8 protein-coding genes are annotated in these 12,685 nt (G+C 57.6%); 3 read left to right on the plus strand and 5 right to left on the minus strand.

Annotation, left to right across the window (positions count from 1 at the left end; all coding sequences use genetic code 11):
* Window positions 1-4 precede the first annotated feature (4 nt).
* Window positions 5-832 (plus strand): ion transporter, encoded by an 828-nt coding sequence (locus tag MWU49_RS16900; RefSeq protein ID WP_246974647.1) that lies wholly within the window; start codon window positions 5-7, stop codon window positions 830-832.
* Between the two features lie 335 nt (window positions 833-1,167).
* Here the strand turns inward: MWU49_RS16900 and MWU49_RS16905 are convergent, their stop codons facing one another.
* The 5 genes from MWU49_RS16905 to nirB are packed head-to-tail and all read right to left on the minus strand — an operon-like array spanning window position 1,168 to window position 8,688.
* Complete coding sequence (locus tag MWU49_RS16905) at window positions 1,168-1,869, minus strand: peroxiredoxin family protein (RefSeq protein WP_246974649.1); 702 nt, start codon at window positions 1,867-1,869, stop codon at window positions 1,168-1,170.
* Window positions 1,870-1,926: 57 nt separating this feature from the next.
* Window positions 1,927-4,542 (minus strand): nitrate reductase, encoded by a 2,616-nt coding sequence (locus MWU49_RS16910; RefSeq protein WP_246974651.1) that lies wholly within the window; start codon window positions 4,540-4,542, stop codon window positions 1,927-1,929.
* Window positions 4,539-5,786, minus strand: a complete 1,248-nt coding sequence (locus tag MWU49_RS16915) for an FAD-dependent oxidoreductase (RefSeq protein ID WP_246974653.1) — start codon at window positions 5,784-5,786, stop codon at window positions 4,539-4,541. Before MWU49_RS16915 ends, MWU49_RS16910 begins: the two co-directional genes overlap by 4 nt.
* Window positions 5,787-5,806: 20 nt before the next feature.
* Window positions 5,807-6,157 carry a nitrite reductase small subunit NirD gene (nirD, locus tag MWU49_RS16920; protein ID WP_246974655.1) on the minus strand — a complete coding sequence of 117 codons (351 nt, stop codon included), beginning with the start codon at window positions 6,155-6,157 and terminating at the stop codon, window positions 5,807-5,809.
* A gap of 2 nt (window positions 6,158-6,159) precedes the next feature.
* Window positions 6,160-8,688 carry a nitrite reductase large subunit NirB gene (gene nirB, locus MWU49_RS16925; RefSeq protein WP_246974657.1) on the minus strand — a complete coding sequence of 843 codons (2,529 nt, stop codon included), beginning with the start codon at window positions 8,686-8,688 and terminating at the stop codon, window positions 6,160-6,162.
* Between the two features lie 622 nt (window positions 8,689-9,310).
* Between nirB and MWU49_RS16930 the strand changes: the two genes are divergently transcribed.
* Both MWU49_RS16930 and MWU49_RS16935 read left to right on the plus strand, forming a co-directional pair.
* Window positions 9,311-10,780 carry a NarK family nitrate/nitrite MFS transporter gene (locus MWU49_RS16930; protein ID WP_246974661.1) on the plus strand — a complete coding sequence of 490 codons (1,470 nt, stop codon included), beginning with the start codon at window positions 9,311-9,313 and terminating at the stop codon, window positions 10,778-10,780.
* Window positions 10,781-10,834: 54 nt separating this feature from the next.
* Entirely contained in the window at window positions 10,835-12,559 is a 1,725-nt protein-coding gene (locus MWU49_RS16935; protein ID WP_246974664.1) for a bifunctional protein-serine/threonine kinase/phosphatase, read from the plus strand.
* Window positions 12,560-12,685: the final 126 nt, after the last annotated feature.

Raw genomic sequence — 12,685 nt, forward strand, 5'->3', positions numbered from 1 at the left:
GGGTATGGAAAGTCTGCGACAACGCTGGCGGCATATTATTTTCGGCACCGACACGCCGGCCGGTCAGCTGTTCGATGTGATCCTGATCATCGCGATTCTGGGTAGCGTGGTGGCTGTGATGCTGGACAGTGTGGCGAGCCTGCATGTCGACTACGGCACCTGGCTGTATGCCGCAGAATGGTTCTTCACCATTCTGTTCACACTGGAATACGGGGTACGCCTGTGGGTGAGTGAGAGGCCCCTGCGCTATGCCCGCAGCTTTTACGGCATTGTCGATCTACTGTCGATTATTCCTACTTACCTGAGCCTGGTCGTGGCCGGCTCCAACTACCTGCTGACCATTCGCGCCTTGCGAGTACTGAGAGTATTCCGGGTCATGAAGCTGGTGAAGTTCATGGGCGAAGCCAACCAGCTGGGCCTGGCATTGGTACGTACCCGCCGCAAGATCGCCATTTTCATGTTCTCGGTATTCGTGGTGATCGTGATTTTTGGTAGCGTCATGTATGTAGTGGAAGGCCCCAAGAACGGGTTTACCAGCATTCCTCGCAGTATTTACTGGGCCATCGTCACCATTACCACTGTGGGCTACGGGGATATTTCGCCACATACCCCGCTGGGACAACTGATTGCTTCCCTGGCCATGATCACCGGTTACGCCATCATCGCCGTGCCCACCGGCATCGTTACCGCGGAGATCTCGGCAGCAAGAACCAGCATGCAGTACGAGCGGGAGTGCACCGGCTGCCATCGTCACTCCCATGACCCGGATGCGCGGTTCTGTAAACAGTGCGGGACGGAATTGCCGAAGTTGTCGTTGAAGGGGAAGGAATGACGGCTGCGAGCTATGAGTTTCGAAAGGCAGGGCTCGGGAAGGAGTTTAAAGTTCAAAAGCGCGGAGAGATGTCATGTTAATCTGGAACGAATCACCCCGCGCTTCCGGGTGTTGACCGGACTACCCGATCTCGTGAGCGAATAGCAGCGCGGAGCCAGCTTTCAACTTTTCACTTTAAACTTTCAACTCTTTCCTCATATCAAACCATGCTCTGTGAGCACCTTTATAAACAACGAGGGCTCCGGACGAAGCCGGTAATTGTCGGTCAGGTGCTGATAGATCAATCTCCCTTCCCCGTCCAGAATCAGTACCGTTGGCATTACCGTATCAGTGTCCTACCCGAGGACTTCCAGCCCGGCAGGGGTACCGCCACTGTCGATAATTCCCAACTGCGTCGCCGCCTGATTGTTGTCATCGCGCAGGAAATCGAACTCGACGGAAAACTGTCTTGCCAGCGCCGCGGACTGGTCATGGGACTGCGGACTCACCAGCGCCACCCGCACGCCTGCTTTTTGCAGCGCTTGATACTGCTCTGCGATTTCCCGAATCTGAGCCATGCACAGCGGGCACCAGTTGCCGCGATAGAACATCAGAATCACTGGGTTGCCTGCGAATGCTTTCGGGGTGACCTGCCTACCATCGAGATCAGTAAAGCTGACCGGAGGTAACGGTTCGCCAACTTCAGCAACAAGGGAACGTTGCGGGTATCGGCTGTACCAGCGCAGATACAAATGCACGCCCACCAGATTCAGCACCGCCAGTGTGCTCATTAACCAGCAGGCTTTCCCGGCAGCGAACAATCCCAGTACCACCAGCGCGCCCAGCAAGGTTGGCCAGAATACCCACGGCAGGTTTGCACTGGTACGCGCTGTAGGGAACAGAAACAGGCGCGCCAGAAATATCAGCAAGGGCGCAGCGGGCAGCAGCAGCGTGAAGCCATAAGGGTTACTGCCGACCGCCAACCAGACGGCAACCAGCACAGTGATCACCGCAAGGGTAATCTGGGCGGAAATGAACAGAGACTTGAGACTTTTCATGGGAACCCCGGCAGACATTCGCTGATTGGATGCCTGCCGGGACGGGATGTTACAGGGTCATACTGCACTGGTGGCAAGCAGACCTTTCAACTCGGGAATACAAGAGCCACAGTTGGTGCCGGCCTTGCAGCATTGGCCAATGGCTTCCACCGTGTCGGCCCCCTCTTCCACATGGGCTTCGATGGTTTTCTGGCGGACCTGATGGCAACTGCAGATCACCGGCCCGAGATCGGGTCCGGCATCGGCGGGTTGCCCTGCCAGGATGGACAAAGGTTGCACGTCCTGTTCATCAGCAAAGCAGCTTGCCAGCCATTCCACATCACACAGCGGCAAACTCTCACCAATGGCGAGCCAGGCAATCAGCTTGCCATTCTGATCCAGTGCTGCACGACGAAAATGACCGCTGGAGGGATCATTCAACGCCAGCCACTGCGCAGCCTCCGGCATCCATTCATGGAGTTGTTGTTCGGTTAGGTCCGCATCGCCGGCCAGCCGATAGCGTTGTACCTGGCCCGCCTGCAAAAATGCATCGACGGGAACTCGGGCCCAGTACTCCACGGCAGGCGGGGTAGCCGCCGTGAACAACCAGCCATGCCAGCGGGGTTGCCAGTCGCTGACATTGACCGGCGTATGCTTGAACGCTGGCTGGCCGGAATGCGGATCCAGACGTGCCGGCACCAGGGCATCGACCCTGGCCCGACGTGAAAACTGATCAGTCCAGTGCATGGGCATGAAAGCGGTACCGGGGCGTTGCCCGGCATCACTTTTCACCCGCACCAGGGCATCACCGACCTTGCTGGTCAGGCGCACAAAGCCGCCGTCACTAAGTCGATAACGCTCGATATCCTTGGGATGCAGTGCCGTAAAGGGTTCACTCAAGTGGGCAAACAGGCGACCGGCTCGACCGGTACGGGTCATGGTGTGCCACTGGTCGCGAATACGGCCACTGTTGAGAATGATCGGGAAGGCTTCACCGATCTTGTGGACCACCGGATTCTCGCAGTTGATAAAACGTGCGCGATGATCCGGGGTGGAAAACTGGCCATCGCCGAAGCAACGGGCATCCCCTTGCAGGGGCCACTGCTGTGGTTCCCAGCTTTCATATTGGTCGGCGCTCAGTTCCGCTGCGGCAGTCAGGTCGAGCCGCTTGCCAAACCGTCCAGCCAACGCGGTGAGCGCCGAATACTCGGCAAAAATTTCATGTTCATGCTGGTAGCCGAACGCATCGGCATAGCCCATACGACGGGCCACCTCGGTAATGATCCACCAATCTGCTTTCGCTTCACCCGGTGCAGGCACAAAGGGCCGCTGGCGGGACACACACCGCTCGGAGTTGGTCACCATGCCGGACTTTTCACCCCAGCCAAGAGCCGGCAAGCGGATATCCGCACAGGCCAGGGTATCGCCACTGGCAACACAGTCGGACACCACCACGGTATCGCAGGCCATCAAGGCATGGCGCACACGGTCCGCTTCCGGCAGGGAATCCACCGGGTTGGTGGCCATGATCCACACAGCTTTTACCTTCCCGCTTTCCACCGCATTGAACAGATCCACGGCCGTGAGGCCATTCTGTTTGGCAAGGTTTTCGGTCTGCCAGAAATCCGCTACCGCAGCGTGGTGCTCTGGGTTATCGATATCCAGATGCACCGCCAGCTGGTTGGCAAGGCCACCTACTTCCCTGCCCCCCATGGCGTTGGGCTGGCCGGTGATGGAGAACGGACTCGCACCCGGCTTGCCTACCCGGCCGGTGGCCAGGTGAGCATTGATGATGGCATTACCCTGATCAGAACCATTGCGCGCCTGATTAACCCCCTGGGAAAAGACCGTCACGGTTTTGTCGCAGGTGGCAAACCAGTGATAGAAGGTAGTCAGATCAACCTTGGAAACGCCGAGCTGTGTGGCCAGCGCATCCCAATCATTGCCCTGTTGCCTGGCTGTTGCCAGGGCGGCATCAAAGCCGTTGGTATGCGAAGCAATGTAGTCGTTGTTCAGCGCGTTGTGATCATCCAGCCAGGTCAGCAGGCCATTGAACAACGGCACATCCTGTCCCGGGCGTATTGCGATGTGCAGGTCAGCCAGATCACAGGTAGCGGTGCGACGGGGGTCAATCACCACCACTTTCATTTCCGGGCGCATCTGCTTGGCGGCTGCGATGCGCTGGTAAACGATGGGATGTGCCCAGGCGGTATTGGAGCCGGAGAGGATTACCAGATCGGCAATTTCCAGATCTTCATAACTACCGGGCACCACATCTTCGCCAAAAGCACGCTTGTGCGCCACCACCGCGCTGCTCATGCACAGGCGAGAATTGGTATCGATGTTGGCACTACCGATGTAGCCCTTCATCAGTTTGTTGGCGACGTAATAATCTTCCGTCAGCAGCTGACCGGATACATAAAATGCAACAGCGTCCGGGCCATGCTCATCCACAATGCTACGAAAGCGACTGGCCACTTCATTCAGGGCGTGGTCCCAGCTGGCACGCAGGCCATCGATTTCCGGGTACAGCAGGCGGTCTTGATCGCCCAGGGTTTCCAGCACGGAGGAGCCCTTCACACAAAGGCGGCCACCATTGGCAGGATGAATCTCGTCACCCTGCAGGGTGTTGCCATCGGTGCGAATACCGCAACCAACACCACAGTAAGGACAGGTGGTACAGATACTACTCATGCGGCAATTTCCTCCTCGCCGTCACCGCGCTTCGCCGCTGCCTTGCAGAACGCCTCACCCAGCAGCAGAACCTGGCGCAGGGATGATATATCGCTGCGCTCCCGCCACAGGTTTTCGTAATAACTGGCGTCTGCCACGTCGCCGTACAACACCATGCCGATAATCCGGTTATCGACGATCTGCAGGCGACGATAACTACCCGGCAAGGACAGTTGCAGGGTTTCACCCTCGCCCTGGAAATCTCCCAGGGATACCAGATCAATGCCGGAGATTTTCAGTCGTGTGGCACTGTCGGCAAACAGATAACGGCGGTGGCCCAGTTCAGCCAGATGACTGGCACAGACTGCAGCCTGTTCATACAAGGGTGCGACCAGACCAAAGGTGCGGTTGCGGTGCTCCACGCATTCGCCAATGGCGTAAATGGCAGGGTCAAACGTTTGCAAGGTGTCATCCACACGTACACCTTGGTTAACGCTCAAGCCTGCCTGAAAGGCCAGTTCAGTCCGCGGCACGATACCCACGGCCTGAATCACATAATCAGCGGGCAGGCGCTGGCCATCTGCCAGATGCACGGCAGCCACCCTGCTCTGCCCGTTACCGTCTTCATCACAGCCTTCAATGGATTGGGTGCGGGCCTGCATGACAAATTTCACCCCCCGGGCTTCCAGGTCGTGCTGCAAACGCTTGCCCGCAGCTTCATCCAGCTGCTGATTGAGCAGGTGGCCGCGGCTGTGCACCAGGGTCACATCGTGCCCCTGTTTCACCAGCGCATCAGCGGCCTCCAGCCCTAAAAAGCCGCCGCCCACGACCACCACACGGGCGGCCGGGAGCGACAACAACTTGCGGACGTCATAGAGATCGCGAAAGCTCATGACACCCTGTAATTCAACACCCTCAACGGGTAGCTTGCGGGGCGCAGCCCCGGTAGCCAGCACCAGGCGGTCGTAGTCCAGCTTGTGGCCGGCGGCAGTGACCACCTGACGACGGTGGCGGCGGATAGCCACCACCGGTGAACCGGTTATGAGTCGAATATTCCGGTCCCGGTACCACTGGTGCGGGTGGGTGGTGATAGTGACTTCGTCGGTACCACCACCCAACAAGGGGGACAGCATGACCCGGTTGTAACCGGCAAAGGGCTCCTCGCCTACCACCGTGATCTGATACAGATCCGGTGCCAGCCGAGTGACCTCTTCCAGCAGGCGGATCGCCGCCATGCCGTTGCCGATGACTACCAGTTTCTTCATTACTGCCTGGCCCTCAATGGTCAGTTAGCTGCCGTAGTGGCAACTTCGATGACGTCGCCTTCCACCCGAACCGGATAGACATTCAAGGTGACGGTTTCATCTTCGAGACACTGACCGGTCTCCAGATCAAAATGCTGCTTGTAGATCGGCGAAGCGACGACTTTCTTGTCGCCCAACGATCCCAGCAGCCCCCGGCTCAGCACATTCGCCTGGCTGAAAGGGTCAAGATTATCCAGCGCGAAGAACTGACCATCACGGGTACAGAACAATGCCGCCTGGCCACCGGGCAGGCGTACACCTACCCCGGTTCCCGGCAACACATCACTGACATGACAAACGGCTTTCCATTCCACCGCTACAGAGCTGTTCATGATCAGGCCTCCTCGACCAGTTCAATGCGCTCGTGCTCGTAGGCCGGACGACGCTGGCCACGTTCACGCACATACTTGAGGTTGTCATCGGTCGCATCATCGTTGACGAAGTGCTTGAAGCGTTTCACCGCTTCTTCATCTTCGATGGTGGTCTTCCATTCGCACTGGTATGTGCCGATGACATGTTGCATCTGCGCTTCCAGTTCTTCACCGATACCCAGGGAATCATTGATAATCACGTCTTTCAGGTAATCCAGACCGCCTTCCAGGTTTTCCATCCACACGCTGGTGCGCTGCAGACGGTCGGCGGTCTTGATGTAGAACATCAGGAAACGGTCGGTGTACTTGATCAGTTCTTCGTCGCTGAGATCGGAAGCAAACAAGTCTGCGTGACGGGGACGCATGCCGCCGTTGCCGCAGACATACAGGTTCCAGCCTTTCTCGGTGGCGATCACACCCACATCCTTGCTCTGTGCCTCGGCACATTCACGGGTACAGCCACTGACAGCAAACTTGAGTTTGTGCGGGCTGCGCAGGCCCTTGTAGCGTTCTTCAATCTGGATGGCAGTGCCGACTGAATCCTGAACGCCGTAACGACACCAGGTAGAACCCACACAGGATTTTACCGTCCGCACGGACTTGCCGTAGGCGTGACCGGTTTCAAAACCGGCATCCACCAGAATCTTCCAGATCTCGGGAAGCTGATCCACGCGGGCACCGAACAGATCGACCCGCTGACCACCGGTGATCTTGGTATAGAGATCGTATTTCTTGGCCACTTCACCCAGCACGATCAGCTTGTCCGGGGTGATCTCGCCACCGGCCACACGGGGCACGATGGAATAGGTACCATCACGCTGCATGTTGCCGAGGAAGTAATCGTTGGTGTCCTGCAGGCCCGCGTGAGGCTTCTCCAGCACATAGTCGTTCCAGCAGGACGCGAGCACGGAGCCCACGGTGGGCTTGCAGATATCACAGCCATCACCGCGACCGTGTTTTTCCAGCAGCTCGTCAAAGGTCTTGATCTCACCGACGCGTACCAGGTGGTAGATCTCTTCGCGAGAGAACGCGAAGTGTTCGCACAGGTGGTTGTTCACTTCCACACCGCGCTTTTCCAGTTCGCTGTCCAGCACCTGTTTCACCAGCGCCGCACAACCACCACAGGTGGCAGAGGCCTTGGTACAGGTCTTAAGATCACCCACGGTCATGGCGCCATCATCGATGGCAGCACACAGGTCCCCCTTGGACACGTTGTTACAAGAACAGATCTGGGCGGTATCAGGCAACGCATCCGCGCCCAGCAGCGGCGCGCCATCGGACACCGGCGCCACCAGGGCAGCCGGATCACCGGGCAGGTCCATTTCGTTGAGGCACAGTTGCAGCAGGTTGCCGTAATCGGCGGCATCCCCTACCAGCACGGCACCCAGCAGTTTCTTGCCACACTCACTGATCACTGCCTTCTTGTAGATACCAGCAGTCTGGTCCATGAACACGGTACTACGGCAACCCGGAGTGTTACCGTGTGCATCACCAATGGAGGCCACATCCACGCCCATCAGTTTGAGCTTGGTGCTCATGTCGGCACCCTGGAACGCATTGTCTGCCTTGCCCATCAGATGCTCGGCAGCAACCTCCGCCATTTGATAGCCCGGCGCCACCAGACCGAAGATACGGCCATTCCACAGTGCTACTTCACCGATAGCGTAGACATCTTCATCAGACGTCACGCAGTGGTCGTTGACCACGATGCCGCCACGCTCGCCCAGTTCCAGCTCGCAGGCACGCCCCAGGGCATCCTGCGGACGGATACCGGCGGAGAAGACGATAAGATCCGTTTCCAGGTGCTTGTCTTCGCCAAACACCATGCGGTGTTTGCAGCTTTCGCCATCGACAATTTCCTGGGTACCGGTGCTGGTATGCACAGTCACGCCCAGTTCCTGAATCTTGTCCTTCAGCAGGGCGCCACCGAAATCATCGACCTGCACGGCCATCAGGCGCGGGGCAAATTCCACCACATGGGTTTCCAGACCCAGATCATGCAGCGCCTTGGCCGCTTCCAGACCGAGCAGACCACCGCCCACTACGGTTCCGACCTTGCCACCCTTGCTGGCGGCAATCATGGCATCCAGATCGTCGATGGTGCGGTACACGAAGCAGTTATCACGATCATTACCGGGAATCGGCGGCACAAACGGATAGGAACCGGTAGCCAGCACCAGTTTGTCGTAGGCCAGGGTTTCGCCGGTATTGGTAGTGACCGTTTTCGCTGCGCGGTCAATGCTGTCGGCACGGGTCTTCAGCTTGAGGGCAATGTCGTGCTCTGCGAAGAAACCCTGCGGCACCAGCGACAGGTCATCGGCAGTCTTGCCGGAAAAATAACTGGTCAATCCGACACGGTCGTAAGCCGGCAACGGCTCTTCACACAGTACGGTAATGTCGAATTGCTCACGGCCACCCTGGGCAACCAGCGCTTCCAGATAACGCTGACCTACCATCCCGTGTCCGATCAAAAGAAGTTGTTGCTTGGCCATAAGGCTCACCCTCGCGGTGCGTAACTGACAGAGCCAGTACAGCAAGGCCTGTGCCAACTTGTTAACCTCCTGTTTTTTATTGCTTTTCTTTTATTTTCTGGATAAAAACATGATTTCAATGCATTTATTTAATGCGTTTATGCACGGCCAGGATGCACTTTTTCGTGCACCCTTATGAATCATTCCTGCGCGCCAGACCGGTACGCCCCTCGATAATCGCCCTGCAAACCTTGCCCAAACCGCAAGCGCACCAACGAACGCCACACCGTTCTCCTCCTTCCTTATACAAAGAAACGATCTTTACCTCCCACAATTTACTGATGATTGCAGCTCACAAGACACATTATCTCTGCCACGGGTAGCCTGGCTCGCCATCTGAAGAGCACAATCTTTGAACCCGTAACTGGCACAGATATAAAGCACAGGCCGGAAAACCCCATTACGCACGAGAGTCGTGCATTTTTTTCGCCCCACAATGCAGCCAAAAGCCTCATCATCCTGCACAAAACCCTTGAAAACGACACCGGAAATTAATTTTTCCATTAAATATCAATCAGTTACCTATTGGCACGGCTATTGCTTTGTCCACAGCATCGATCAACCGCCCGTGGATGGAGCCATCATGAGCGCCGACAAACTGAATCTTCTTAACTTTTCCGCACCGCGAATCCGCTTGCTGCATCTGAGCTGGGTCGCTTTCTTTATCACCTTTGTCGTGTGGTTTTCCCATGCGCCGTTGATGGGTCACCTGCGTGAGGCATTCGACCTCTCCACCGAACAGGTCAAGGCCCTGCTTATTCTTAATGTGGCACTGACCATCCCCTCCCGGGTGATTATTGGTTCTCTGGTAGACCGCTTTGGTCCGCGCAAGGTGTTTGGCTGTTTGCTGATCATCTCCGCCATTCCCTGTTGGGCATTCGCCATGTCCACCACCTTCGAGCAACTGGCGATTACCCGCCTTATGCTCGGTTTTGTCGGTGCCGGCTTTGTGGTGGGCATCCGTCTGATCGGCGAATGGTTCCCGGCCAATGAAGTCGGTCTGGCAGAAGGTGTGTATGGCGGCTGGGGCAACTTCGGTTCTGCCGCAGCGGCCATTACCCTGCCCACCGTGGCCATGCTGTTCGGCGGCGATGACGGCTGGCGCTGGGCCATTGCCAGCACCGGCCTGATTGCTCTGCTATACGGTTTCTTCTTCCTCTGGAAAGCCCGCAACACCCCCAAGGGATCGTCCTACTTCAAGCCCAAGCGCAGCGCGGCACTCGAGGTAAGCACCAAGCGAGACCTGTATTTCTATCTGGCCATGAGCGTACCGCTGTATGCCGCCCTGCTGGTAATCGTATGGCGTCTTGGACCTGCCAACCTGGCACTATATGACCTCTCTACCCAGTACATCCTGACCGCACTGGTACTGGCGCTGGGCATTGTGCAGATCGGCCAGGCCTGGCGGGTGAATCGTGAACACCTGGCGGAAGGCGTGAACGAACATGACCGTTACAGCTTCAAGCAGGTGGCGATTCTGGATCTGTCCTACCTGGTGACCTTTGGCTCCGAACTGGCTGTGGTTTCCATGCTGCCGCTGTTCTTCGCCGACACTTTTAATCTGGAACCCGTAATGGCCGGTCTGCTGGCTTCCGGTTATGCCTTCATGAATCTGGCAGCACGCCCCGGTGGCGGCTGGCTCTCCGACAAGTTTGGCCGCAAGAAGTCCCTGATCATTCTGCTGGCCGGCCTGATGGTGGGTTACGGTCTGATGAGCCAGATCGGCAGCACCTGGCCTCTGGCTCTGGCGGTGGTGGCCACCATGTGCTGTTCCTTCTTCGTGCAAGCAGGTGAAGGCGCCGTGTTCGCCACCGTTCCGCTAATCAAGCGTCGTCTTACCGGGCAGATTGCCGGCATGGTAGGCGCCTACGGCAACACCGGTGCGGTGATTTTCCTGACTGTGCTCACCTTTGTGGATCCCAGCACCTTCTTCCTGGTGATCGCCGCCAGCGCCGCCGTTGCCCTGGCTGCGGTACAGTTCCTCGATGAGCCGAAAGGTCACATTGCAGAAATTGATGAAAAGGGTGAAGTTCAGCTTATCAAAGTGGGCTGAGCCAACATGGGCCGGCCCTACAAGGCCGGCCCGCTCAGGATGAAAGGATTGCTCATGGACGCTTCAACCGCACCGGTATCTCCCGCCAGCAACAGTTCGCCAGACAACCGCAAGGATCCGGATCTGGCACCGCGGGTACGTATTGGACAGTTCTCTGACAGTGGCCCCAAGCTACATAATCAGGATGCACTGGCCATGCAGATCCCGGAAGGTGCCCTGCTCCGCACCAAGGGGATTGTGGCAGCACTGGCGGACGGCCTGTCCACCGCCGGAGCCGCCCGGGAAGCGGCCGAATCCTGCGTGCTGGGTTTCATTACCGATTACTATTCAACGCCTTCCCTGTGGAGTGTGCCGCGCTCGGCACAGAAGGTACTTGAAGCATTAAACCGCTGGTTGTGCCGCCAGACCCAGGCCGGTGAAAGCCATTTATGCACACTTTCCCTGCTGATTCTGCGTTCGCAAACTGCCCACCTTTTCCAGGTGGGCGACTCCAGAATCTGGCGTTTACGCAACGACAAACTGGAATGTTTGACCCGCGATCACAGCCGCAAGATTGGTGACAATCGTCAGGTTCTGACCCGGGTGATGGGCGGCGACACCCGCCTGGATGTGGATTACAGCAGTTGCGATGTGCAGGTGGGAGATACCTATCTACTGACCAGCGACGGCGTACACGGTTTTCTCAGCCGTTCGCGCATGCAGGGTATTTTGCGCGCCAGCCAGAAGCCGGAACTCTGCGCCCGGACGCTGGTGGAAGCTGCCCTGGCCAATGGCAGTGACGACAATGTCAGCTGCCAGGTCATGGTGGTAGATGCCTTACCGGATGCCGGTGCTGACGAAGTGCTGCGCCAGCGCGGGAATCTGCCGCTGCCGCCGCCGCTCAGTCCCGGAGTCAAGGTAGATGGCTTCACTGTGGTTCGCGAACTCTATGCCAGCGTGCGTAGCCACCTTTATCTGGTGGAAGATCAAGATGGCGAACGCTCGGTTCTGAAAACCCCTTCAGTCAATCTCGAGGACGATCGCTTTTCACTGGAGCGCTTTGTCATGGAAGGCTGGGTGGGCAACCGCCTGCGCAACCCTCACCTGCTGCGCTACCTGCCCATTCAGGACAACCCAAGCTGCCTTTACCAGCGGCTGGAGTTTATCGACGGCGTCACCCTCAAGCGCTGGCTGAAGGATCACCCCGATGCCCCGGTGGAAGAAAAGCTGTATCTGGCAGACCAGTTGCTCAACGGCATTCGCGCCCTGCACCGGGCCGATGTGATCCACGGCGACCTGAAACCGGAAAACATCATGGTCGACAGCAATGGCCTGGTGCGCATCGTGGATTTCGGCAGCTGTCACTGCCGCGGCATGGAACAGGTCAATGCCGGCATTCCCCTTGGCACCCGCGATTACAGCGCGCCGGAACTGGTGGAAGGCAGCCCCCCCTCGGAACAAAGTGATCTGTTCTCGGTGGGCGTCATCATTCATGAAATGCTCACCGGCGCCCTGCCCTGGCAAGGGCGCTATGAAAAAGCCTCCCACCAGCCGCTGCCGCCACTGCAGGGACTCAATGCATTTATCCCCTTGTGGATCAACAACGTGTTGCAGATTGTGCTGCAGCGCCAACCCAACCAGCGCTTCGCCGACGCCGCCGAATTCCGCGACGCCCTGCGCCGACCGGTTCGCAACATAAAAGCGGTCAAGGACAATAGCGTCAACGAGCTGCGAATGTGGAAAGGCGCTTGTATGGTGCTGGTGATGTTGTTGTTGATTAGCGTCAGCCTGAATCAGTGAACAGTTGCGCGAGCAACGCCGTGCATCTTGAAACGTATGAGGCCGCGCCCAAACTTTGGGCGCGGCCTCATGCGTTTAAGACCCTAAAGTCGCTTTTCGCGACGCTGTTAACTATTCACTGTTAAC

This window comes from Alcanivorax sp. S6407 (assembly GCF_023016115.1).
In the GTDB taxonomy this organism is placed as follows: Bacteria; Pseudomonadota; Gammaproteobacteria; order Pseudomonadales; family Alcanivoracaceae; genus Alcanivorax.